Consider the following 22,192-nt stretch of genomic DNA (forward strand, 5'->3'; position numbering starts at 1 on the left):
GCCGATGCCTCATGAACGCGAAGACGCGCGGCCCTTCCGGATGAAGCTCATCGTGAGGAGCGCGATGATCATGAGGAAAGCGACGGGCAGGCCCCAGTAGGGGATCGCCGCGACGATCGGCCAGAGGCCCTCGCCGAACGCGGTCTGATCCATCCCGAGCGCGGTCCCGATGATGATCGCGAAGAAACAGACCACCGATGCTGCCGCGATTCCGAGCGCGGTGAACGCCAGGATGCGATCCAGCCGCCGGATGGGAACCTCCGGTTCGGAATTCTTCGTGCTCATCCGCTCCAGCCTACTCGCACCGCGGCCTTCGGCTTCGCGCGCGTCGTGACCGGTAGGCTGGGGGCACGCGCATGAGCGCGCCCACTGTTCTGCACGACGATCCCAGCGAGGTTCTCCCATGCCCACCGGCAAGGTCAGGTTCTACGACGAAGACAAGGGTTTCGGCTTCATCGCCAGCGATGACGGCCAGGATGTCTTCCTGCACGCCTCCGCGATGCCGGCCGGCACCGCGGTGAAGGCCGGTGCGCGCGTGGAGTTCGGCGTGGCCGACGGCAAGCGCGGGCTGCAGGCACTGTCGGTGCGCGTGCTCGAGGCGCCTCCGAGCCTCTCCAAGGCCAAGCGCAAGCCGGCCGACGACATGGCGATCATCGTCGAGGACCTCGTGAAGCTCCTCGACGGCATCGGCGGAGACCTCCGCCGCGGTCGCTACCCCTCCTCCGGTCAGGGCCGCAAGATCGCGGCCGTCCTGCGTAAGGTCGCTGATGACCTCGAAGCCTGACGCCGACGCGCGTCTCTTGGACGCCCACGATCTCGCGCTCGCCGCGCTGGCCGAGATCACCCCGGCGTCCACCGTCGGCCCCGCCGCCGGATACCTCGCGGAGGAGGACGGGTCGGTCTCGTTGCGCTTCGAGAACCGGCTGGCCGGCTACCCGGGGTGGTACTGGACGGTGACCGTCGCCCGCGTCGAGGATGAGGAGCCGACGGTGCTCGAGGTCGAGCTCCTTCCCGGCGATGGCGCCCTGCTGGCTCCGGAGTGGGTTCCGTGGGCCGAGCGCCTGGCCGAGTACCGCGCGCACCAGGTCGAGCTCGCTGAAGCGGCCGCGGCTGCCGGCGACGACGTGGTGACGGACGACGGCGGACTCGAGGACGACGAAGACGGCGGGCTCGACGACGACGACCTCGACGACGACGATGATGACGACGTCGAGGTGGACATCCTCCACGCCGGCGACGTGGACGGTGTGGACATCGACGAACTCGACGAGGGCGCTGTCGACGACGAGTCCGTCGCGTCGGAAGAGGATGAGTCCGAGGACGACGACGCCGACGCCCTCGATGAGGACGCCGGCGAGGTCGACGAGGAGGAGTGACCCCGGGCGCTCAGCCGCCCAGGTTCTCCAGCACGTATTCGATCGACCGGGTCAGCTGACGCACGTCGTCCGGTTCGATCGAGACGAAGGTCGCCACCCGCAGCTGGTTGCGCCCGAGCTTGCGGTACGGCTCCGTGTCGACGATGCCGTTCGCCCGTAGTGCCTTAGCGATCGCTGCCGCGTCGATGCTGTCGTCGAAGTCGATCGTCGCGACCACGGGGGAGCGGTGCGCCGCGTCCGCCACGAACGGCGTGGCGATGGACGAGGCTTCGGCCCAGTCGTAGAGGACGGCGGACGACTCGGACGTGCGCGCCGCCGCCCATGTGAGGCCACCGTTGTCGAGGATCCAGCGAAGCTGGCTGTCGAGCAGGTGCAGGGTGGTGAGCGCCGGGGTGTTCAGCGTCTGGTTCAGCCGCGAGTTGTCGACCGCGTTCTTCAGGCTGAGGAACTCGGGGATGTAACGACCCGAGGCGGCGATGCGCTCGATGCGCTCCACGGCAGCGGGCGAGACGGCGGCGAACCACAGACCGCCGTCGGAGCCCAGGTTCTTCTGCGGCGCGAAGTAGTAGACGTCGGCCTGAGCGGCGTCGAAGTCGATACCGCCGGCGGCGCTCGTCGCGTCGATGACGGTCAGCGCGCCTTCAGCGGCGATGCGTCGGATCGGGGCCGCGACGCCGGTCGAGGTCTCGTTGTGCGGCCAGGCGTAGACGTCGACACCCTCCACGGTCTCTGCAACGGTCAGCGAACCGGGCTCGGCCTTGCGCACATCGGGGGCTTCGAGCCAGGGAGCGCCGGCGGCGGCGGCGAACTTCCCGCCGAACTCGCCGAAGACGAGGTTCTGGCTGCGCTTCTCGATCAGTCCGAAGGCCGCCGCGTCCCAGAAAGCGGTCGAGCCGCCGTTGCCCAGGACGATCTCGTATCCCTCCGGCAGGCGGAACAGAGCCGCGAGCTGCTCGCGGACGCTGCCCACGAGGTTCTTCACGGGTGCCTGACGGTGGGATGTGCCCAGGATCGAGGCTCCCGACGAGAGCAGCGCCTCGAGCTGCGCAGGGCGCACCTTGGAGGGACCGCAGCCGAAGCGGCCGTCGACGGGCAGGAGGTCACGGGGAATCTCGATCGCCATGCGTCGATTCTAGGGGGCGCTCGGCGTGCCGCAGGACTGCTCGCGAGTCCGATGTCGCCGCGGGAATGTAGGCTTGCCTAAGAACCTCGGAGGGCCCGCACATGACCGATCTGATCGACACCACGGAGATGTATCTCCGCACCATCCTCGAACTCGAGGAGGAGAACATCGTTCCGCTGCGCGCGCGCATCTCCGAGCGTCTCGGCCACTCCGGCCCGACGGTCTCGCAGACGGTCGGGCGCATGGAGCGAGACGGTCTCGTGATCGTCTCGGAAGACCGCACACTCGAGCTCACCGACGCCGGTCGGCGCAAGGCGGTCGACGTGATGCGCAAGCACCGTCTCGCCGAGCGCCTGCTCTCCGACGTGATCGGACTCGACTGGGCCTTCGTGCACGAAGAGGCGTGCCGCTGGGAACACGTCATGAGCGAGCAGGTCGAGCGTCGCCTCGTCGAGCTGCTCGGACATCCGACGGAGTCGCCGTACGGCAACCCCATCCCCGGACTCGATCAGCTCGGCGATCTGCCGGCGCGCACCTTCGACGAAGGCGTCATCGGACTCGTCCAGCGCCTGAACGCCGCCGGCGAGCCCGTCGAAGGCACGGTGCGTCGTCTCGCCGAGCCGGCTCAGGTCGACCCTGAGCTGCTCGAGCAGCTGCGCGATGCCGGAGTCGTTCCCGGAGCGCACGGTGACTTCCGCTTCAGCGAGGGCTACGTCCTCATCCAGATGGACGGCAAGGACGATGGACTCGAGCTTCCCGTCGAGCTGGCCTCGCACATCTTCCTGGTCGGCGAACCGGCCTGATCCCGCGAGAATTCGCGGGTGCGATCGGCGTGGAAGGAGAGCGGCGTCGCCCTCTCCGAGAATTGCCAGTTTCCCAGGGTGACATGATCGTTATCTTCCGGTAACCTCGGTCAGGTCGCCAGCGAAGAAGCCCGCTGGAGATGAACCCGCTGAAGATCGCCTTCCAGGCTCGTCGTCTTCACGGCAAGAACGCACAAAGTACCCGAGCTACATTCGTGCCACGAGAGCAGAGTGCCGACGAGCCAGCGCTGACCCGAACAGCGTGAGGGCCCAGGAGGACCAAGTTTTGGCCGCAGACATCGAATCGCCCGCGAAGAAGACATCTGAAGAAGCAGTACCCGCCCGCCGCACCGGCGCGCGAATGAGTGCTCGAAAGGCCGTCAAGCCTCTTCGATCCATCGCCATCTTCGGGGCGGTCGGTGCGCTGGTCGCCGGCATCGCTCTGCCCGCGTTCGCCTCGTCGAAGCCGAGCGAAGCAGCGCCCACGACTCTCCAGCAGCTCGCCGCCGTCGATGCGCAGTCGCTCGTCGTCGCCTCGCAGGCGACTGCTGCTCCGCTCGCGCGCGGCACGTTCAGCGCGACCACGCCCGAGGAGATCGAGAAGAAGAAGGCAGAAGAGGCTGCTGCCGCCCGTGCAGCCGCTGCTGCCGCGACCGCCTCCGCGGCCGGCACCTCCTCCTCGCGCTTCAACACCGCGGGCTACGCGCTCACGTCGCCCGGCTCGGGCGAGGTGCGCTATCCGCTCCCCATGGGATCCTGGAACGTCAGCCGCACGGTCGGCGGTGGCCACAACGGTGCAGACATGCTCGCTCCGGCCGGCACGCCGATCTACGCCGCTGCTGCCGGAGTGGTCCGCGCATCGGCCGAGAGTATCGGCGGCTACGGTGTGGCGGTCATGCTCGACAGCGTGGTCGGTGGACAGCGTCTGCAGACCACCTATGGTCACATGCTCTACGGCTCGCGTCAGGTTCAGGTCGGGCAGTCGGTGTCGGCAGGACAGCTGATCGGCTACGTCGGCAGCACCGGTCGCTCCACCGCGAACCACCTCCACTTCGAGGTCTGGATCAACGGCGGGCTCGTCGAGCCGATGTCGTGGCTGTCGGTCAACGCCGGCTGATTTCCAGACACGCTCCGCTCCATTCACCTCCCGTTTCGCCCTGCACCCAGGGAGATGGGTTAGCCTGATCCCGTTGTCGTACAGGTGGGAGAGGCTGATGGAGCGAATACCGAGCATCCGAACCATGGATGCCCTCGGTCGTCACGTCCTTCTGCATAGCCCGCAGGGATGCCACGGCGCTGCCGTGCGCGAAAGGCGCTGTCTCTAGACGGCGCCTTTTTTCGTCCTCGCGATCGATCTGCCTCCTGCGCGACCTCGTGTGAGTCGAGAGTGCCGGGAAGCCGTCCCGGCGGATCGAGAGGATGACGAATGCGCACACTGGTCCTGAATGCCGGATACGAGCCGCTGGCGATCGTGTCGTTCAAACGCGCCCTGGTGCTCGTGATGAACGACAAAGCCACCGTGATCGAACGCGTCGAGGAAGACCCCGTCTGGGGCTCGCACGGCGTCTACGACCGCCCTGCGGTCATCATCCTGGCGCGCTACGTGCGCGTCCCCACCAGCAGACGCGTGCCCGTCACCCGGCGCGGCGTGCTCCGTCGTGACGATCACCGGTGCGGCTACTGCGGGAAGTCGGCCTCCACGATCGACCACATCCTGCCCCGTTCTCGCGGAGGAGCTGATTCCTGGGAGAACCTCGTCGCGTGCTGCTTGCGGTGCAACAACGTGAAGAGCGATCGTACGCCTCAGGAGATGCGCTGGCAGTTGCGCTTCACCCCTCGACCCCCGCACGGCACCGCCTGGACGGTGCGCGGGACGGAACGCAGCGACCCGCGGTGGGAGCCGTATCTCGCGCTGGCGGCGTGACGAGGGCGGCACGACATGCAGAAGGGGAGCCGTCGCCAGGACGGCTCCCCTTCTGCATGTCGTGCCCGCGACAGGATTCGAACCTGCGACCTGCCCTTTAGGAGAGGGCTGCTCTATCCCCTGAGCTACGAGGGCGTGCATCCAGTCTAAGCGACCGGATGCACGCCGCTGCGTCTCCGTCGTCCCCGCTGTGGTTCAGTCTTCTCCGCGACGCCACAGCTTCGACGGCCACCAGATCGCCTTGCCGATGTCGTAGGTCAGTGCAGGGACCAGCAGGGAGCGCACCACGAACGTGTCGAGGAGCACGCCGAAGGCGACGATGAAGGCGAGCTGCACCAGGAACAGGATCGGGATCACCGACAGCCCGGCGAAGGTGGCCGCGAGCACGAGGCCGGCCGAAGTGATCACCCCACCCGTGATCGAGAGCCCTCGCAGGATGCCCTCCCGCGTCCCGTGCGCCTTCGACTCCTCACGGACTCTGGTCATCAGGAAGATGTTGTAGTCGATGCCGAGCGCCACCAGGAAGACGAATCCGAACAGCGGGACGGCAGGGTCGGCGCCCGGGAACTGGAAGATCCCGTTGAAGACGAGCGCCGAGACTCCCATCGCCGTGCCGAAGGACAGCACCGTGGTGAGGATCAGCAGCACCGGCGCGAGGATCGAGCGCAGCAGCAGCATCAGGATCAGCATGATCACGACGAGGATGACGGGAATGATGAGGTTCCTGTCGTGGATCGATGCGTCGTTGGTGTCGATCGAGGTCGCCGTGACACCGCCGACCAGCGCATCCATGGCATCGAGGTCTTCGCGAAGCTCTCGCACGGTCGAGGCCGCGGCCTCGGAATCCGCCGCATCGGTCAGGGTGCCCTGAAGCAGGACATCGCCCTTCACGGTGGTCGGTTCCGGGGCGGGCGTGCCGGGAGGGCCGACGGCCGTGATGCCGTCTTCCGTCACGGGTGCCGAACCACTCGGGGAATCGGCCGCGGTGACCGTGACGCCATCGACGCCGTCGTTGGCGAGGAGCACATCGGCCGCGTCCTGCAGCTGACCCTCCTTCACGACGACGTACACGGGGCTTCCGGATCCGCCGGGGAAGTGCTCACCCAGGGCCACCTGGCCGTCGCGCGCTTCGGACGCGCCGAGCACCAGATCCGACTGCGATACGCCGTCGGCGTCGAGCTGCGTGATTCCCGCCGCCCCCGCGAGCAGCACGAGCGTCGTCACGATCCAGATGACCCGAGGGCGGCGCTTGATGAGGCCGGCGAGCCGCGCCCACAGGCCCGTGGTGCGCATGCCGTGCTCAGCGGCCACAACCTCGGGTTCGAAGCGTGGGCGCCGCGGCCAGAACACGGCGCGACCGAAGAGCAACAGCAGCGACGGGAGCAGCGTCAGCGCCGAGAGCATCGCGAACACGATGCCGATCGCCGCGACCGGTCCCAGAGTGCTGTTGGATTTGAGGTCGCTGAGCAGCAGGCACAGCAGGCCGGCGATCACGGTGCCGCCTGAGGCGACGATCGGCTCCACCGAGCCCTTCCACGCCGCCATCACCGCGGTGCCCTTGTCCTGAGCGACGCGCAGTTCCTCCCGGAAGCGAGCGACGAACAGCAGGGCGTAGTCGGTGGCGGCGCCGATCACGAGGATGAACAGGATCCCCTGGGTCTGGCCGCTGAGGAGCAGCACCTCGAACTTCGCAAGCCACCAGACGACCAACAGCGCGACGCAGAGCGCGAAGAGGCTGGTGGACAACACGACGAGAGGAAGCAGGAACGACCGGTAGACCAGCACCAGGATCACGAGAACGGCAAGGAGCGCGACACCGAGCAGGAGTCCGTCGATACCGGCGAAACCGGCCACCAGGTCGGCGCTGAAACCGGCGGGTCCCGTGATGTAGACGGTGACCCCCTCCGGCACGGCGGCGCGCAGCTCGTCGCCCAGGGCCGTCGTCACATCCGCGAGCTCGGCGTCGGAGTCGATCGGGATGAACGCCTGCACCGCGCGTCCGTCGTCGGAGGGGAGCGCGGGAGAGACGTCGCCGCCGACGCCCTCGACCGTCGGCGCATCCGCGACGGCGGCGGAGATGGCATCGAGCTCGGCAGAGGTCAGCTCGTCGTCGGCGGTGAACACGGCGATGGCCGGGATCGAGTCGCTGTCGCTGAATTCGCCGAGAAGCTTCTGTACCTGCGTCGCATCCGCCGATTCCGGGAGATACGTCGTCTGCTCGTTGGACGACACCTCGTCGACCTTGCCGAACAGCGGTCCGCCCAGCGACGCGCCCACCAGCCACACGAGGATCAGGGCGACGGGGAGGAAGACGCGCACCCAGGAGTGCCGTCGAGTGCGCTCTCTCGGCGGCGGGGTCTGCGCGGTGTCGGGGCGGGACATCGGGGGTCCTTTCGGGGGTGCTTCGGAACGGGCGGTCAGGAGATCCAGGCGAGGATGAGGATCATCGTCGCGAGGAAGCCGGCGAAGTAGTTGAGGGCGATGAAGCGTCGCCAGGCGCGGTTCGTGGAGGCGGAAGTCGCGTCCGTCACGTTCCACCACGGTGCTGCATTCACCACATAGGGCAACGCGAGGACGGCAGCGAGCGGGCCGGGCCACGGAGTCCACAGCATGGCCGTGCCTGCGATCACCCACAGCGCGAGCGACAGGCGTACGGTCGCCCGTGCACCGATGACCGTGGCGATCGAAGAGATGCCGCCCGCCCGGTCGGGGCCGATGTCCTGCACGGCGCCGAAGGCATGGGCGGCCATCCCCCAGAGGAAGAACGCGCCGAGCGTGACGACGGTTCCCGTCGTCGCCGACGCTCCGGCCAGGGCGAGGCCGACGATCGCGGGACTGACGAAATGTGTGCTGGAGGTGACGGAATCGAGGAACGGGCGCTCCTTGAATCGGAGGAACGGCGCGGAGTATGCGATGACCGCGAAGACGCTCACCGCAAGCCAGGCCGTCGAGGCCGGGTTCCCGACGATCACGAGGTAGACGAGGAAGGGGATGTTCGTCGCCGCAGCCGCCCACAGGGTCGCTCGATGGATGCGGGGTGCGAGCAGTGCTCCCTCGATGCCTCCCTTGCGCGGGTTCGCCAGATCGGAGGCGTAGTCGAACACGTCGTTGATCCCGTACATCGCGAGGTTGTAGGGGATGAGGAAGTACAGGGTGCCGAGCACGAGGGTGAGGTCGATGTCGCGCGTGCTCAGGAGGTAGGCGGCCGCGAACGGGAAAGCCGTGTTGATCCAACTGATCGGACGCGACGACAGCACGATCTGGGCGATGTCCCGTGCGATGCCGTTCGACGGCGCGGTGGCTCCGCTCAACGTCGTTCCTCCTCATCTGTCGGTGTCCGCCCGCGGGACCGCCGAAGGGCGCGCATCGCGGTCCACGCGGCCGGAAGGAGCAGAGCACCTGCGAGCGGGTAGGCGAAGTCCTCGATCGGCGCGAGCCCGACGTGCACTCCGAGCAGCGGATCCTGGGCGTAGTGGAACAGCCCGCTCGCGATCATCACGGTGTCGAACGCGGCGGTGAGGAGGAAGAGCACGAGGACGGTCAGGAGCACGGATGCGGGGCGTGGTCCGCGACCGCGGGACGCGAGCACGAGCGCCGCGCCGGCAACTGCGGAACCGGCGACGAACCAGGCGGAGAGCTGGAGGTAGGTCATCATCGCTCCCTCTGTGCCCTTGTGCGTGCACGGAGTCGGACGAGCACACGCGTCGTCCCGGTGTAGATGATCATGGTGCAGACGACGAGGAACAGCAGGAAGACGGGTTCCTCGATGGGCAGCTCGGGAGCGAGCACCAAGCCCGTCGCGATCGCTCCGTCGCCGCGGAAGAAGATCCCGTTCGCGATCCCGGCCACGTCCCACACGAGGAAGAACACGAGGCCGAGGGCCGTCACGACGGCAGCGGAGACCGCGTCGCGCCAGAAGAAGAGCCGGAACCGCCAGTCCAGCAGCAGCATGCAGCCCAGCGACACCAGGAGGGCCGCCAGATACACCGCACCCATCAGGACGCCTCCGTCCCGACGGGGGAGTGTGCGGGAACGGGGAGCGGCCCCGGCGAGTGGTCGCCCCTGATGCGTTTGAGGACGACCTCCGCGCTGATCAGACACATCGGAACCCCCACGCCCGGTGCCGTCGTGGCGCCGGCGTAGAACAGACCCTGCACGCGCTTGGATGCGTTCTGGGCGCGGAACATCGCACTCTGCGAGAGGATGTGGGCCGGGCCCAGCATCCCGCCGCGCCAGGAGTGATAGTCGTCACGGAAGTCCGCGGGCCCTGTCGTCTGCCGCACGACGATCCGCTCCCGCAGGTCGGGGATGCCCGCCCAGGTCGCCACCTGATCGATCGCCGCGTCGGCCGCGCGCTCGACCGCAGGGGATCCGTGTCCGTCGGCCCCACCGTTGCCGAGATCGACGTCGGCGGGCACCGGGATCAGGACGAACAGGTTCTCATGGTCGGCGGGAGCGACGTCGGGGTCGGTCGCGCTCGGCCGGCAGACGTAGATCGATGCCGGGTCCGGCACCGTCGGGGTGGAGCCGAAGATCGCGTCGAAGTTCGCGTCCCAATCGTCGGTGAAGAACAGCGAATGGTGGGGGAGCTCGGGCAGCGCGCCGCGTACGCCCAGCATCACGAGGATCCCGCCGGGTCCGCTGGTACGTCGCGCCCACCACGATTCCGGATAGGTCTGCAGCGAGGCAGGGAGCAGGGCGGTCTCGGTATGGTGCAGATCGGCTGCTGAGACCACCACGTCGGCGCTCTCGACGTGGGAGGCACCGGACTCGTCGAGCCAGCCGACGCCGGTCACGTGCGTGCCGTCGGCACCGTCCTGCGTGCGGATCCCGGTCACCTGCGCCTCGGTCACGATCCGTGCTCCCGCATCGCGTGCGAGTGCCTCGATCCGTTCGACCACGCGCCAGAATCCGCCCTGCGGGTAGCTGACGCCCTGATCGAGGTCGAGCGCACTCATGAGGTGGTACATCGCGGGAGCGCTTCGGGGATCGGTTCCGAGGAACACCGCGGGGTAGCCCAGGATCTGGCGCACGACAGGGTGGTCGAAGCGCCGCGCAGCGTAGGACTGCAGGCGTGTTCCGAGCAGGGCGCCCAGTCGGGGCAGAGCGCGGACCACCTCCGGCGCGAGAAGCGACCGCATGCGCGTGAACGGGTTGTAGAGGAAGTACTTCCGGGCCATCGCTCCGGCATCCTGCGCGGAGTCGAGGTACGCGTCGAGCGCTGCCGTTGAGCCGGGTTCGAGCGCTTCGAACAGCCGTGTGACCTCTTCCCGTCCTGCGGGCACGGTCACCGGTGTCGGGGAGGCATCCACCGCTCCGGGCGCTCGGAACACGCGGTAGCCCGGGTCGAGCCTGACCAGGTCGAGCTGCTCGGCGGTCGTGGTGCCCATCATCTCGAAGAAGTGGTCGAAGACCTCCGGCATCAGGTACCACGATGGGCCGGAGTCGAAACGGAACCCGTCGCGTTCGATCGTCCCTGCTCGGCCGCCGACACGATCGTTCTTCTCGAGCACGACGACGTCGTGTCCGTCCCGTGCGAGCAGTCCTGCCGTGGCGAGACCGGCAACGCCGGCGCCGATGACGACCACCCGGCTCATCGGTCGCGCTCCAGCGCTGTGACGAGCACGGATCGAGCGGCGAGGACGGCCTTGATCGGATCGGGAACGCGGACCCGGCGCCGGTAGAGGACGTCGACGGGAGTCGTCGACACCCGCCGAGTGAGCGCGGCGAACAACGCCAGGGCGCTGCGAACCGCGGCGCGCGCGTCCTTGGGCAGCAGCGGGATCGCGGCGCGCGCGTCGGCAAGCTGCCCGAACACGGTCTCGACCCACGCGTCGCGATCAGCGTCGGTGAGACGCGCGCTCCCGCCGAGGTAACCGCGGTGCAGGCGGTCGGTGTCGTCCGCGAGGTCGCGCAGGAAGTTCACATTCTGGAACGCGGCGCCGAGCTGCCGTGCCCCGTGCCGCAGGATCTCCCGTTCCTCCCGTGTGCGCTCGGCGTCTCGGAGGAACACCTGCAGACACATGAGCCCGACGACCTCAGCGGAGCCGTAGACGTAGGCCGCATGGGCGTCGATGTCATACGCGGCGAAACCGGAGTCCGCGTCGATGTCCGCACGCATCGAGTCGAAGAACGGCTGGGTCAGGTCCTCGCCGATCGCGCACTCCCGCGCCGTGCGAGCGAACGCATGCAGGATCAGGTCGCTGCTGTAGCCGCTGCGCATCGACCGATGGGTCTCCGCGATGTACGAATCGAGGGCGGCTGATTGTGCCGTGACGTCAAGGCCGGCCTCCGCAGCCACGCCGTCGACGATCTCGTCGGCGATGCGGACCATCGCGTAGATGTTGCGCACGTGCTGCCGATGGCGTTTCCCGAGCAGGCGGCTGGCGAGTCCGAACGACGTCGAGTACGTGCGGATGACATCGGTCGTGGCGATCTCCGCCGTGCGGTTGAAACGTCGGAGTGCGGTCTCATCGCGGTGGCCGGATGGGGTCGTGCTCATCGGCGGCGACTCCCGACTCGGGAAGCGAGGCTCCGAATGGCCTCTGCCGCCGTGGTGGGGACCAGGCCCGCGGATTCCGCGTCGAGAAGCGCGGCATCGGCGGCATCGAGATGCTCCTGCACCAAACCCTCGACGAAGGCCTCGGAGCCGCATGCGCGCAGTCGGTCGCGAGCAGCCGCGGCGTCCGCCGGGCTGAGGTCGGTCCGTCCGAAGTGCAGCTCGATCCCGTCCCATTCGCTCGTCATGCGCGCGTACGCGATGATCGCCGTCTCCTTGCCCTCTCTCAGATCGGAGAAGGGGTCCTTGCCGTGCTCTTCGGGGTCGCCGAACACCGACAGCAGGTCGTCCTGCAGCTGATAGGCGAGTCCGAGGTTCCATCCGATCGCCGTGAGGTGCTCCTCGGCAGCGGTCGACGAACCCGCGAGCACCGCAGCGGCGCGCAGCGGCAGGACGAAGGAGTAGGTCGAGGTCTTGTACGCGCTCGTGGAGAGGATCGTCCGCAGATCGGGAGCGATGATGCCGTCGCTGAGTGCGACGTCGGTGTGCTCCCCCGCCACGGTCTCGAAGATCGTCTCTTCGAGCAGGCCGAGCAGGCGCTCGCGAGACTCTGCGGCGACCTCGGCGCGCGCGAAGCCCAGCACCGCCGACGACAGGAGCAGATCCCCGAGGAGGATCGCGCTCGAGCGCGCCCAGTGCAGGGAGGTCTCGGTCGGTCCTGCGGGGCGGGATGCCGCGAGCGCTCCGATCAGGTTGGGTCTTCTGCGCCGCGTGAGGTCACCGTCGATCACGTCGTCGTGGAGGAGGAAGGCGTAGTGGAGAAGCTCTACGTGGGCGGCAACCTCGATCGCGGACTGCGTCTCGGCGATCGTCAGCGGCGCGGGTGCCAGCGCATGCGTGAGATCGAGGAGCAGGCGGGGACGGATCAGCTTTCCCCCGAGAGCGTGTTCCTCGGCGGCCCGCCACAGTGCGACGAACTCGCTCCCGTAACGCTCGGCCGCTGTGCTTCTCTCGGAGAACCGGTGGCGAAGTGCCTCCTCGATCCGGGTGCTCAGCGATTCCTCGGTGGTCGTCGCGCTCATCGGTCACACCTCGCCGCGTTGACGTAACAGGGGCAGCTGCTCGACCAACCACGGACTGAAGGCGAAGGGCGCATGCGCCACGGCCTCGATCAGCGGATCCACGTCGACCCACGTCCACTCGGACACCTCATCGGGATTCGCCGTGGGGTCGGCGTCGAGGACGGCGACGTGCACTGGACAGATCTCGTTCTCGACGATCCCGCTCGCATCGACGGCGCGGTACCGGTAGTCGGGGAGCGCGGTGCGGATGTCCGACACCTGGAGGCCGAGTTCCCCGCGACCGTGGCGAAGCACCGCATCGACCATGGCCTCATCCGGTCGCGGGTGGCCGCAGAAGCTGTTGGTCCAGACACCCGGCCACGTCTTCTTCGTGAGCGCCCGGCGGGTGATCAGCAGGCGACCGTCACGGTCGAAGACGTAGCAGGAGAAGGCCAGGTGCAGGGGAGTGTCGCTGGTGTGGACTTCGCTCTTGGGAAGCGTTCCGACAGCCGTCCCGTCTTCGGCGAGGAGGGTCACGTCATCCACGGCATCTCCTTGGCCTCGAGCGTTCCCGATTTAGCTAACTTGGTGAGTAGTCAACTTAGCATGAAACTGTTGGTGTGTAACATGATCGCATGGACTCGGAGCCCGGCACCACCCCGAACGCGGGCGCGCAGGAGTCGTCCCCCGCACCGGGAGCAGGGGTGAGTCCGACGGGCGAGGCGCCGGACGGGCTCATCCACACCGCGATCTACGACGTCGAGGCCAGCGACCCCCGCAGTGTCCTGATCGACCGCACAGGCGTGCCGCCCGAGGAGCTGAAGCAGATCGCGCAGGTCATGGAGTCGTTGGCAGGGCTGCGCGAAGCGGAGCAGACCCTCTCGCAGGCCTCGCGCCGGTACATGCGCCTGAACGAGACCGACATGCGCGCGTTGCACTATCTGATCGTGTGCGCGAATCGAAACCTCGTGGCCACTCCGGGGGGCATTGCCCACCACCTCGGCGTCTCCACCGCGGCGACCACGAAGCTTCTCGACCGCCTCGAGCAGGGAGGGCATATCGCCCGCGCTCCGCACCCGACCGACCGCAGGGCGTTGCAGATATCCATCACCCCGGAGACTCGGCATGCGGCGATGGAGACGGTGGGTCGGCAGCAGGCGAAGCGGTTCTATTCCGCCGCTCGCCTGACGCAGGCCGAAAGGGAAGTCGTGATCCGCTTCCTCACGGATATGACCGAGGAGATCACGCTTCGGGACGAGCCCTGGCTGCAGGAGGGCGCGTAACAATTACCCCGTAGGGGGTGAAGAACGTCTGGAATGACGTCAGTGCGCCGCGTTGTACGCGTCGACGACCTGCGCAGGAATGCGTCCACGCTCGGAGAGCTTGTGGCCATTGTCATTCGCCCATGCGCGGATCGCCGCGACCTCGGGGTTCCGCGCTGGACGCTTGCGTGCGGACGACGTGCGTGAGGCGTTCGAGGACGATCCCGCCTTGCGTCCGGCCGCCACGTAGGGCTCCAGCGCCTTGCGCAATTCATCGGCGTGCGCGGTGTTCAGGTCGATCTCATAAGCGGTGCCGTTGAGCGAGAAATGCACAGTCTCGCCTTCGCCGACCTCCAGAACGCTGCCATCGATGTCGTCGACCAGCTGGTGCACAATTCGTCTCGCCATGGGGGCGACTTTACTCCCCTGAGAGAAATGCGACAACTCGAAATGCTCGATCGCATTCATCTCGCAAAGGCCGTGCGATTACTCCATTCCCTTTGATCAGGGAAGAAGCCCGATTCGCCGGGCTCTCGCGACAGCGGCGTGGCGTGTCGACGCATCCAATTTGGACATCGCCGTCCCCAGATATGCCTTGATGGTGCCTTCTCGCAGACCGAGTTGCGACGCGATCTCCGCGTTGGTCGAGCCGAGCGCAGCGCATGCGAGCACGTCGGTCTCGCGCGGAGAGAGGTGGATCGCGGGGATCGGCCCCGTGGCCGGCGCCGCACCGTCTCCGGCGAGGGTCAGCAGGCGCCGCTCGACGTGCGCGATCCTGGTGCGGAGATCTTCGTCCTCGACGGAGGCCGCGATGCTGCGGAGTTCCGCGAAGCTCTGCCGCAGTTCCTCGCGTTGCGCCGGGGCGACCACGTCTTCATTGAGGGCGGTCTCCTGGAGTCGCCGTTGCACCTCGTCGCGGATGCGCAGTTCATCGGCGACGGATCGGGCGACCTGCATGGCGGGGGCGGTGGTCACCCCGCCGACTCGCTCCTCGTCCCACCCGCCGGCGTAGAGCACCCCGCGGGAGCGTCCCTGGACGACGATGGGAAGAGCGAGGAGCGTACGCAGACCTTCTCCCAGCACGAAGACGTCGTAGTCGTGGGTGATCTGCTGGGACGACCCGTAGTCACTCGTCATGCGGGGGCGGAGCTCCATCATCGCGCGACCGCCGAGGCCGCGTTCCGGACGCACGCGAAGACCGTCCAGCGAACGCGTGCGAGCGCCGACGATGCTGGTGACGCTCACCACGCCTTCTTCGATGAGGCCGCCGAAAGCGACAGGGAAGCGTGTGCGCCGTGCAAGCTCCCGCACCGCGTTCGCGACGAGATCCGCCTCGGATTCGCGGGCGACGGGTGAGTTCACGACTACCTACTTTCGGGGGTGACGACGCAATGCCCCGTTTCGTAGCGTCGACCCTACCATTCGCGCGAGGTGGCTCGTGCGAGCACCGGACATGTGGCAAGGAGGCCCCATGAGCGACCAGACGAACATGGATCCGAACGGTGAGATCGACTACACAGCGGTCGAACGATCCCCGAGATTCCTGACCTTGAAACGCACGCAGAGATCGTTCATCTTCCCGATGGCGGCCTTCTTCCTTCTCTGGTACTTCGTCTACGTCCTTCTGGCCGCCTTCGCTCCGGATTTCATGGGACAGCGGGTGTGGGGTGACATCACGATCGGCCTCCTCTTCGGCCTCGGCCAGTTCGTCACCACCTTCGCGATCACGATGGCCTACGTCTCCTTCGCGAATCGCAAGCTCGATCCGCTCGCGGCGCAGATCCGCGAGGAACTCGAGGAAGCGCAGAGCGCGGCATGAGCGGCGTGCGCACGGCAGCACCCGCTGCCCTCGAGATCAATCCGGTCTTCAACATCTCGATCTTCCTGGCGTTCGTGGCGGTGACGCTGTTCATCGTGATCAGAGCGAGTCGCAACAACAAGACCGCGGCCGACTACTACGCCGCCGGCCGCTCGTTCACCGGTCCGCAGAACGGGTTCGCTATCGCGGGCGACTACCTGTCCGCCGCATCATTCCTCGGGATCTGCGGTGCGATCGCGATCAACGGGTACGACGGATTCCTCTACTCCATCGGCTTCCTCGTGGCGTGGCTCGTGGCCCTGCTCCTGGTCGCCGAGCTGATGCGGAACACCGGCAAGTTCACCATGGCGGACGTGCTCTCGTTCCGCCTGCAGCAGCGGCCTGTGCGGATGGCGGCCGCCATCACGACGCTCGCCGTGTGCTTCTTCTACCTGCTGGCGCAGATGGCGGGTGCCGGCGGTCTGGTGTCCCCGCTGCTCGGCATCGACGGTCGGGTCGGTCAGTCGGTCGTGATCGCGGTCGTCGGCATCCTCATGATCGTCTACGTGCTGATCGGCGGCATGAAGGGAACGACCTGGGTGCAGATCGTCAAGGCCTTCCTCCTCATCGGCGGTGCCCTCGGGATGACCGTGTGGGTGCTCGCGATCAACGGGTTCAGTCTGAACACGCTGCTCGAGGCCGCGGTGGCGAACTCGGACAAGGGTGACGCGATCCTGGCGCCCGGTCTGCAGTACGGAGCAAATCCGTGGGACTTCCTCTCTCTCGGTCTGGCGCTCGTGCTGGGCACTGCGGGATTGCCGCACGTCCTGATGCGCTTCTACACGGTTCCGACCGCCAAGGAGGCCCGTCGCTCGGTCGTCTGGGCCATCTGGCTCATCGGCGGGTTCTACCTGCTCACGCTCGTGCTCGGGTACGGTGCCGGCGCCCTGGTCGGAGCGGACGTGATAGCCGCGGCCCCGGGGGGTGTGAACTCCGCGGCCCCGCTGCTGGCTCTCCAACTCGGCGGACCGGTGCTGCTCGGCTTCATCTCGGCTGTGGCATTCGCGACGATCCTCGCGGTCGTCGCGGGACTCACGATCACCGCTGCCGCGTCGTTCGCGCACGACATCTACGCGAACGTCATCCAGAAGGGGCGCAAGGACTCGGAGGGCAAGCCGATCGAAGCCGACCCCAACGGAGAGGTGCGCGTCGCCCGACGTACGGTCATCGTGATCGGCATCCTGGCGATCGTCGGCGGGATCGGCGCGCAGGGGCAGAACATCGCGTTCCTGGTGGCGCTGGCTTTCGCCGTGGCCGCGTCGGCGAATCTGCCCACCATCCTGTACTCGCTGTTCTGGCGCCGATTCACCACTCGCGGGGCCGTGTGGAGCATGTACGGCGGGCTCGGGTCGGCGATTGTCCTCATCGTCCTCTCGCCGGTGTTCTCGGGAACCCCGACATCGATGATCCCGGGGATCGACATCGCCGTGTGGCCGCTGAACAACCCGGGCATCGTCTCGATCCCGTTGGGCTTCCTGCTCGGCTGGCTGGGCACGATCACCAGCAGCCGCAAGGAGTCTCCCCGGTTGGCCGCCGAGATGGAGGTGCGATCGCTCACCGGATTCGGCGCGGAGAAGGCCACGGAGCACTGAGCCTGAGCCCGAAGTCGTGGACCCGGCGGCCTACTCGCCGGGTCCACGACACCGCCTGCCGACGGCTCAGCTCGTCTCGAGGTCGAGCAGGAACTTCTTGCGCTCAGGGTGCGCGCCGTATTGGCCCGCGCTGCCGTCCGACCGCACGACGCGGTGCACCGGGACGATGATCGAGAACGGTGTGATGCGACACGCTGTGCCGACGGCGCGCGCGGCGCCGGGGTGTCCGGCGAGGACCGCGACCTCTCCGTAGCTCATCGTCTCGCCCCACTCGATGTCGCAGATCGTCCGCAGAGCGGTCAGAGCGAACCCGTCGACGAGTCGCCAGTCGAGGCGGATGTGCGCGTCGAAGCGCACCTGCTCGCCGTCGAAGTAGTCGGCGAGCAGATGGGCGAGCTCGTCGGCGGCACCGGGGTCGGGCTCCGGCACGGATCTCAGCTGGCGCGACACGCCTTCGAGCAGCCAGGGCACGCGCGGGTCTTCGGATTCGGAGAGATCGAACCGCACGATGCCCTCGTCGGAGAACACCGCGAGAGCATCGCCGAAGGGAGTCGGCGCGAAGTCGTAGCGGAAGGTCATGCCCCCATCCTGACCGCTGGACGGGACACCGCACGCCGCTGTTGCCGCTCCGGGTGGAGAACCTCGTCGGCGCGGACGCCGGGCAGGAGAAGTGGACGGTGCATCGCATCGCGGAAATTCGGCGGAAACCCGCCCGGGATACCCCGCGTCGGCATGTCGCGCGCCTAGGGTGTCATTGTGTGGCGACGTGAAGGAAGGTCTGCGGACGACACAGCGGTGGATCCTGCTGTGTCGATCAGCGACCTGCACGGGTCCACTGCCGGCATCGACATCGCGCACGCAGCGGAGTCGGAGCGCACGCGTCTGAGAGCGGAGGCCGCGGATCTCGGCGGCCCCTCGCCACTGGTAAGCTTCCGCGACAGCCCCGAGTCGGGTATCGACATCTCCAAGGCGCACCCCGGCAGCCTGCCGCAGTTCATCACCGGCAAGTCGACGCTGCTCTCGAACCTCTTCCGCGATGAGGTCGGTCTGCGCACAGCGAGACTCGCCGCGGAGCGCATCACAGCAAAGAACACCGAGCTGCGCACCGTCCGCGGCATCGAGGCCGTGCACCTCGCCGTCGGCGTCGCCCGGTGGCGCATCGGGGGAGCGGGGTTCGCCGCACCTGTGCTGTTGCGTCCGCTGGCGATCCGCCGCCACCACTCCGACTTCGAGCTGAAGCTGCAGGGCACCTTCGAGGTGAATCCCGAACTCGTGCGGATCGCCCGCGATCACTTCGGTCTCACGATCGACGCGACAGCTCTCGCAGCCCTCGCCTACGACGGCGGGATCTTCAAGCCGCAGCCGGTGATCGACAGCCTGCGCGCGATCACGCGATCGATCGACACCTTCTCGGTCGAGCCGCGCCTGGTCGTCTCGACGTTCGCCGACGTGTCCGGGGTGATGTCGCGCGACGGCGGCAGTCTCGACCATCAGGTGCTGAACGCCCTCGCCGGACACGTGGGCGACCGCGAGCGCGTGACCGCCCCACGGGCGATCCCGCACCACATCGGGCCGGACGACCGCGCTCCTGCGTCCGACAATCTCCTCCTCGACGCCGACGCCGAGCAGGAAGCTGTGCTCGCGCGCATCGCCGCGGGGCACTCCCTGACCGTCGCGACGCTTCCGGGGACCGGCGGCACGCAGACCGTGATCAACGCGCTCGGCGAACTCGTGCGCGGAGGCAAGCGCGTCCTCGTCGTGTCCGCGCGTCGCTCGACCCTCGACGGCGTCCGCCATCGTCTCGCCGGCATCGGACTGGACAGCCTCGCGGTCTCGCCGGCGAACGTGCGGCGCGATCTGGTCAGGGCCATCGGGCGCAACGAGAAGGCCACGGCGCCGAAGGTCGGCGAAGTCGACGATGCCCTCGTGCGTCTGCGGACCGTCCTGCGCGACTACCGTCAGGCGCTCAGCGCGCCGATCGCCGGGTTGGGCGCCTCGGTCCTCGACGCCACCCGCCAGCTGACGCGCTTGGCGTCGCTCCCTGTTCCACCGTCGACCACCGCGCGTCTCGGACCCGATGCGCTTCGTCGCCTCGCCGCCGACCGCAGCGAGGCTGCCGAGGCCCTCGCACAGGCCGCCCGTCTCGGCGAATTCCGCTTCGGCCCGAACGACTCGCCCTGGTACGGGGTCACCTTCTCCAGCACCGAAGCCGCACGAGCGGCGCACGAGCTCGCCGGGCGACTGCACTCGCAGAGCGTGCCCACCCTGCTCGAGCGCGGATACGAGCTGATCGCGCAGACGCACATGCGTCCGTTCGCGACCATCGACGAGCTCGGCGAGTACCTGCGGCTGCTGCAGGGGATCCGCGATTCGCTCGACCGATTCAGCCCCACGGTCTTCGAACGTCCTCTGGGTGAGCTCATCCAGGCGCACGGTTCGCGCCGCGACGCTCCCGGCCTGTCCGGGGCGAACAGGCGGAGGCTCCGTCGGCTCGCCAAGGAGTATGTCCGCCCTGGAGTGCATGTCACCGAGATGCATGAGGCTCTCCTGCGGATCCAGGCGCAGCGCACCCAATGGCAGCGCTTCGTCGACGCCGGCGTCGCGCCGGAGATCCCGCTCGGTCTCGCCGACGTCCACGCGGCCTGGCAGCGTGTGGAAGCCGAGCTCGCCGAACTCGACACCGCCCTCGGACGCCGTGAGCCGTTGGCATCGCTGCCCGTGGCCCGGCTCGTTCGCACCCTCGCCGGCCTCGCTGCCAAATCCGACGTCTTCGAGAACCTGGTCGAGCGCGCCCAGCTGCGTGACCGACTCGCCCTCCTCGGGTTGGAGCCGCTTCTCACCGAGCTCTCCGTCCGCCACGTCTCGGAGTCCCAGGTGGGGGAGGAGCTCGAGTTCGCCTGGTGGCAGTCCCTCCTCGAGCGCGCCCTGCAGGACAACCGCGCCCTCCTCGGAGCGAACACCGCGGTCGTCGATCGGCTCGAGCGCGATTTCCGCCTGGTCGATGAGGCGCATGCCGCTATGGCCGGACCGCTGCTCGCATGGCAGCTGGCCAATCAGTGGCGCATCGCGATCGTCGACGAGCCCCAGCAGTCGCAGCACCTGCGTCAGGCGCTGACGCAATCCGCGACGACCACCGCGCAGGTGGTCAGCGCTGCGCCCACCCTTGTCGACGTGCTCGCGCCGGCCTGGATCTCCTCGCCGTATCTGGTGCCCGAGATCCCCGACTCGGTCGAGTTCGACACCGTGATCCTCGTCGATGCCGCAGCGATCAACCTCGCAGAAGCGGCCCCGGCGATCCGTCGTGCGCGCCAGATCGTCGCGTTCGGCGATCCGGTCACGCAGCGCCCCACCCCGTTCCGCATCGCGGTCGATCCAGAGGAGTCGTGGGAGCCCGAGGTGCCCTTCGACGACGTCTCGGCCTTCGAGCGACTGTCCGAGCTCCTGCCCGTGATGACCCTCACCCGCAGTTACCGGGCGGGTGGCGAGGACCTCGCGGAGCTCATCAACGACGCCTTCTACGGCGGCGAGATCGTCTCCCTTCCCTGGGCGGGCTCGTACCTCGGTCGTGGCAGCCTGACGGTCGACTACGTCGAGGGCGGTACGGGAACGCCCGATCCGATCTCGGGTGCGGTCGAGAGCCCGGATGCCGAGGTCGCCAGGGTCGTGACCCTCGTGGTCGAGCACGCGGTGCACCGCCCGTCGGAATCCCTCATGGTGGTCACCGCGAGCGCCCGCCACGCCGAGCGCGTGCGCGCCGCCGTCACTTCGGCGTTCGCCGGGCGATCCGATGTCGCGGACTTCGTCGGCCGAGACACGGTCGAACCGTTCGCGGTGCTGACGCTCGAGGAGTCGGTCGCCGAGAGCCGCGATCGTGTGATCTTCTCGCTCGGCTTCGGCCTCACCAAGCACGGCCGCGTCCTGAGCGACTTCGGCGACCTCTCCACACCGGACGGCGAGCGACTGCTCACGGTCGGGATGACGCGAGCGCGCCGTTCGATGGTCCTCGTCTCGTCGATCCGTCCCTCCTCGTTCGACGATGGGCGCCTGGAGCATGGGGCGGCGACCTTGATGTCGATCCTCGGCGGCCTGGCCGCCCGGAGCCGGGATGCGCGGCTGGAGGATCTCGCCGACCCGCTGACCCTGGCGCTTGCCCGCGAACTGCGGCGCCTCGGCGCCTCGGTGGACGTCGACTACCGCGGACTGCTCCCGCTGGTCGCGCAGCACGGCGGCAAGGCCGTCGTGATCGAGTCGGATCCCGAGACGCGAGGCGAGTCCCTGCGCGAGACCCTGCGTCTGCGCCCGCACGTGCTGCGTCGCCTGGGCTGGCACTACGTGCGCGTGCACGCATTCGACCTCTACAGCGACCCCGTAACCGTGGCGACCCGGATCGCCGCTGTGCTCGGCATCTCGGATTCCGCCCCGCGCGCGGAGAACGATACGCAGCCGATCGACACGCTCGACACCCAGAATGACTGAGCACCCGGGGCCCGCGGACCCGCGCCAGCACGTGGAACGCATCGCCGGATCTCGTCGTGCGCGTCTCACTCCGGTGCCGGGGAGCGACCCGGAACCGGAATCGGGGCCAGCGGAGACGCCGCCGGCGCGGAACCGGCCGAAGGGTGCCAAGGGGCCGAACGACGACCAGCTGCTCCAGGACGTCCCGCCGCACTACTGACTGTGCGGCTCCTACCTCA

23 protein-coding genes and 1 tRNA gene are annotated in these 22,192 nt (G+C 68.1%); 10 read left to right on the forward strand and 14 right to left on the reverse strand.

Annotated features, from left to right (window positions below):
* Positions 1-9 precede the first annotated feature (9 nt).
* The gene (locus ILP86_RS05120) at positions 10-285 is read right to left on the reverse strand and encodes a hypothetical protein (RefSeq protein ID WP_046746551.1); all 276 of its coding nucleotides are present in this window, start codon (positions 283-285) and stop codon (positions 10-12) included.
* Between the two features lie 118 nt (positions 286-403).
* Here ILP86_RS05120 and ILP86_RS05125 point away from each other — a divergent pair, with 118 nt between their 5' ends.
* Together ILP86_RS05125 and ILP86_RS05130 are read left to right on the forward strand one after the other, a co-directional pair.
* On the forward strand, positions 404-784 hold the full coding sequence (locus ILP86_RS05125) for a cold-shock protein (protein WP_045263389.1): 381 nt from the start codon (positions 404-406) through the stop codon (positions 782-784).
* The gene (locus ILP86_RS05130; RefSeq protein WP_193761514.1) at positions 768-1,376 is read left to right on the forward strand and encodes a DUF3027 domain-containing protein; all 609 of its coding nucleotides are present in this window, start codon (positions 768-770) and stop codon (positions 1,374-1,376) included. The genes ILP86_RS05125 and ILP86_RS05130 overlap by 17 nt, the downstream gene beginning before the upstream one ends.
* A 10-nt stretch (positions 1,377-1,386) precedes the next feature.
* Here ILP86_RS05130 and serC read toward each other — a convergent pair whose 3' ends face one another.
* Positions 1,387-2,499, reverse strand: coding sequence for a phosphoserine transaminase (gene serC, locus ILP86_RS05135; protein ID WP_193761515.1), 1,113 nt, complete (start codon positions 2,497-2,499; stop codon positions 1,387-1,389).
* Between the two features lie 101 nt (positions 2,500-2,600).
* Between serC and ILP86_RS05140 the strand changes: the two genes are divergently transcribed.
* The 3 genes from ILP86_RS05140 (at position 2,601) to ILP86_RS05150 (ending at position 5,226) form a co-directional block, all read left to right on the forward strand.
* Entirely contained in the window at positions 2,601-3,302 is a 702-nt protein-coding gene (locus tag ILP86_RS05140) for a metal-dependent transcriptional regulator (protein ID WP_045263392.1), read from the forward strand.
* Positions 3,303-3,663: 361 nt separating this feature from the next.
* Positions 3,664-4,419, forward strand: a complete 756-nt coding sequence (locus tag ILP86_RS05145; RefSeq protein ID WP_046746555.1) for a M23 family metallopeptidase — start codon at positions 3,664-3,666, stop codon at positions 4,417-4,419.
* A gap of 309 nt (positions 4,420-4,728) precedes the next feature.
* Complete coding sequence (locus ILP86_RS05150; RefSeq protein ID WP_045263393.1) at positions 4,729-5,226, forward strand: HNH endonuclease; 498 nt, start codon at positions 4,729-4,731, stop codon at positions 5,224-5,226.
* A 62-nt stretch (positions 5,227-5,288) separates the two neighbouring features.
* On the opposite strand, the gene ILP86_RS05155 is transcribed toward ILP86_RS05150, so the two are convergent.
* The 9 genes from ILP86_RS05155 to idi form a co-directional block, all read right to left on the reverse strand.
* Positions 5,289-5,361: transfer RNA gene (locus ILP86_RS05155), tRNA-Arg, on the reverse strand.
* A 60-nt stretch (positions 5,362-5,421) separates the two neighbouring features.
* Positions 5,422-7,608 carry an MMPL family transporter gene (locus ILP86_RS05160; RefSeq protein ID WP_193761516.1) on the reverse strand — a complete coding sequence of 729 codons (2,187 nt, stop codon included), beginning with the start codon at positions 7,606-7,608 and terminating at the stop codon, positions 5,422-5,424.
* Positions 7,609-7,643: 35 nt separating this feature from the next.
* Positions 7,644-8,537 carry a prenyltransferase gene (locus ILP86_RS05165; protein WP_058631267.1) on the reverse strand — a complete coding sequence of 298 codons (894 nt, stop codon included), beginning with the start codon at positions 8,535-8,537 and terminating at the stop codon, positions 7,644-7,646.
* Entirely contained in the window at positions 8,534-8,881 is a 348-nt protein-coding gene (locus tag ILP86_RS05170; RefSeq protein WP_308431887.1) for a lycopene cyclase domain-containing protein, read from the reverse strand. Before ILP86_RS05170 ends, ILP86_RS05165 begins: the two co-directional genes overlap by 4 nt.
* Positions 8,878-9,222, reverse strand: a complete 345-nt coding sequence (locus ILP86_RS05175; RefSeq protein ID WP_193761517.1) for a lycopene cyclase domain-containing protein — start codon at positions 9,220-9,222, stop codon at positions 8,878-8,880. Before ILP86_RS05175 ends, ILP86_RS05170 begins: the two co-directional genes overlap by 4 nt.
* Positions 9,222-10,823 (reverse strand): phytoene desaturase family protein, encoded by a 1,602-nt coding sequence (gene crtI, locus ILP86_RS05180; RefSeq protein WP_113681618.1) that lies wholly within the window; start codon positions 10,821-10,823, stop codon positions 9,222-9,224. The genes ILP86_RS05175 and crtI overlap by 1 nt, the downstream gene beginning before the upstream one ends.
* Entirely contained in the window at positions 10,820-11,728 is a 909-nt protein-coding gene (locus ILP86_RS05185; RefSeq protein WP_058631263.1) for a squalene/phytoene synthase family protein, read from the reverse strand. Before ILP86_RS05185 ends, crtI begins: the two co-directional genes overlap by 4 nt.
* Positions 11,725-12,807: a polyprenyl synthetase family protein gene (locus tag ILP86_RS05190; RefSeq protein ID WP_113681620.1), complete on the reverse strand. Its 1,083-nt coding sequence runs from the start codon at positions 12,805-12,807 to the stop codon at positions 11,725-11,727. The genes ILP86_RS05185 and ILP86_RS05190 overlap by 4 nt, the downstream gene beginning before the upstream one ends.
* 3 nt (positions 12,808-12,810) lie before the next feature.
* Positions 12,811-13,332 carry an isopentenyl-diphosphate Delta-isomerase gene (idi, locus tag ILP86_RS05195; protein WP_193761518.1) on the reverse strand — a complete coding sequence of 174 codons (522 nt, stop codon included), beginning with the start codon at positions 13,330-13,332 and terminating at the stop codon, positions 12,811-12,813.
* Between the two features lie 89 nt (positions 13,333-13,421).
* Between idi and ILP86_RS05200 the strand changes: the two genes are divergently transcribed.
* A complete protein-coding gene (locus ILP86_RS05200; protein WP_082682551.1) occupies positions 13,422-14,069 on the forward strand; it encodes a MarR family winged helix-turn-helix transcriptional regulator in 648 nt (215 codons plus the stop codon).
* Between the two features lie 39 nt (positions 14,070-14,108).
* Here the strand turns inward: ILP86_RS05200 and ILP86_RS05205 are convergent, their stop codons facing one another.
* Together ILP86_RS05205 and ILP86_RS05210 are read right to left on the reverse strand one after the other, a co-directional pair.
* On the reverse strand, positions 14,109-14,456 hold the full coding sequence (locus ILP86_RS05205) for an Lsr2 family protein (RefSeq protein WP_058631260.1): 348 nt from the start codon (positions 14,454-14,456) through the stop codon (positions 14,109-14,111).
* A 96-nt stretch (positions 14,457-14,552) separates the two neighbouring features.
* Entirely contained in the window at positions 14,553-15,410 is an 858-nt protein-coding gene (locus ILP86_RS05210) for a LuxR C-terminal-related transcriptional regulator (protein ID WP_046749803.1), read from the reverse strand.
* Between the two features lie 109 nt (positions 15,411-15,519).
* On the opposite strand from ILP86_RS05210, the gene ILP86_RS05215 reads away from it, so the two are divergent.
* Positions 15,520-15,867, forward strand: a complete 348-nt coding sequence (locus ILP86_RS05215) for a DUF485 domain-containing protein (protein WP_193761519.1) — start codon at positions 15,520-15,522, stop codon at positions 15,865-15,867.
* The gene (locus ILP86_RS05220; protein WP_193761520.1) at positions 15,864-17,498 is read left to right on the forward strand and encodes a cation acetate symporter; all 1,635 of its coding nucleotides are present in this window, start codon (positions 15,864-15,866) and stop codon (positions 17,496-17,498) included. The genes ILP86_RS05215 and ILP86_RS05220 overlap by 4 nt, the downstream gene beginning before the upstream one ends.
* A 66-nt stretch (positions 17,499-17,564) precedes the next feature.
* On the opposite strand, the gene ILP86_RS05225 is transcribed toward ILP86_RS05220, so the two are convergent.
* Positions 17,565-18,077 (reverse strand): methylated-DNA--[protein]-cysteine S-methyltransferase, encoded by a 513-nt coding sequence (locus ILP86_RS05225; protein ID WP_193761521.1) that lies wholly within the window; start codon positions 18,075-18,077, stop codon positions 17,565-17,567.
* A gap of 228 nt (positions 18,078-18,305) precedes the next feature.
* Here ILP86_RS05225 and ILP86_RS05230 point away from each other — a divergent pair, with 228 nt between their 5' ends.
* Together ILP86_RS05230 and ILP86_RS05235 are read left to right on the forward strand one after the other, a co-directional pair.
* Positions 18,306-21,974, forward strand: coding sequence for an ATP-binding protein (locus tag ILP86_RS05230; RefSeq protein ID WP_171010971.1), 3,669 nt, complete (start codon positions 18,306-18,308; stop codon positions 21,972-21,974).
* Positions 21,967-22,173 (forward strand): hypothetical protein, encoded by a 207-nt coding sequence (locus ILP86_RS05235; protein ID WP_046749798.1) that lies wholly within the window; start codon positions 21,967-21,969, stop codon positions 22,171-22,173. Before ILP86_RS05230 ends, ILP86_RS05235 begins: the two co-directional genes overlap by 8 nt.
* Positions 22,174-22,192: the final 19 nt, after the last annotated feature.

Source organism: Microbacterium sp. R1, assembly GCF_015159725.1.
GTDB classification, from domain to species: domain Bacteria; phylum Actinomycetota; class Actinomycetes; order Actinomycetales; family Microbacteriaceae; genus Microbacterium; species Microbacterium oxydans.

Bases quoted from the DNA above. Each gene is read 5' to 3' on its own strand.
- ILP86_RS05215 (WP_193761519.1), top strand. From the start codon at position 15,520: ATGAGCGACCAGACGAACATGGATCCGAACGGTGAGATCGACTACACA.
- crtI (WP_113681618.1), bottom strand. From the start codon at position 10,823: ATGAGCCGGGTGGTCGTCATCGGCGCCGGCGTTGCCGGTCTCGCCACG.
- ILP86_RS05200 (WP_082682551.1), top strand. From the start codon at position 13,422: ATGGACTCGGAGCCCGGCACCACCCCGAACGCGGGCGCGCAGGAGTCG.
- serC (WP_193761515.1), bottom strand. From the start codon at position 2,499: ATGGCGATCGAGATTCCCCGTGACCTCCTGCCCGTCGACGGCCGCTTC.
- ILP86_RS05130 (WP_193761514.1), top strand. From the start codon at position 768: ATGACCTCGAAGCCTGACGCCGACGCGCGTCTCTTGGACGCCCACGAT.
- ILP86_RS05150 (WP_045263393.1), top strand. From the start codon at position 4,729: ATGCGCACACTGGTCCTGAATGCCGGATACGAGCCGCTGGCGATCGTG.
- ILP86_RS05175 (WP_193761517.1), bottom strand. From the start codon at position 9,222: ATGGGTGCGGTGTATCTGGCGGCCCTCCTGGTGTCGCTGGGCTGCATG.
- ILP86_RS05145 (WP_046746555.1), top strand. From the start codon at position 3,664: ATGAGTGCTCGAAAGGCCGTCAAGCCTCTTCGATCCATCGCCATCTTC.
- ILP86_RS05225 (WP_193761521.1), bottom strand. From the start codon at position 18,077: ATGACCTTCCGCTACGACTTCGCGCCGACTCCCTTCGGCGATGCTCTC.
- ILP86_RS05190 (WP_113681620.1), bottom strand. From the start codon at position 12,807: ATGAGCGCGACGACCACCGAGGAATCGCTGAGCACCCGGATCGAGGAG.
- ILP86_RS05220 (WP_193761520.1), top strand. From the start codon at position 15,864: ATGAGCGGCGTGCGCACGGCAGCACCCGCTGCCCTCGAGATCAATCCG.
- ILP86_RS05205 (WP_058631260.1), bottom strand. From the start codon at position 14,456: ATGGCGAGACGAATTGTGCACCAGCTGGTCGACGACATCGATGGCAGC.
- ILP86_RS05120 (WP_046746551.1), bottom strand. From the start codon at position 285: ATGAGCACGAAGAATTCCGAACCGGAGGTTCCCATCCGGCGGCTGGAT.
- ILP86_RS05235 (WP_046749798.1), top strand. From the start codon at position 21,967: ATGACTGAGCACCCGGGGCCCGCGGACCCGCGCCAGCACGTGGAACGC.
- ILP86_RS05185 (WP_058631263.1), bottom strand. From the start codon at position 11,728: ATGAGCACGACCCCATCCGGCCACCGCGATGAGACCGCACTCCGACGT.
- ILP86_RS05170 (WP_308431887.1), bottom strand. From the start codon at position 8,881: ATGATGACCTACCTCCAGCTCTCCGCCTGGTTCGTCGCCGGTTCCGCA.
- ILP86_RS05140 (WP_045263392.1), top strand. From the start codon at position 2,601: ATGACCGATCTGATCGACACCACGGAGATGTATCTCCGCACCATCCTC.
- ILP86_RS05160 (WP_193761516.1), bottom strand. From the start codon at position 7,608: ATGTCCCGCCCCGACACCGCGCAGACCCCGCCGCCGAGAGAGCGCACT.
- ILP86_RS05125 (WP_045263389.1), top strand. From the start codon at position 404: ATGCCCACCGGCAAGGTCAGGTTCTACGACGAAGACAAGGGTTTCGGC.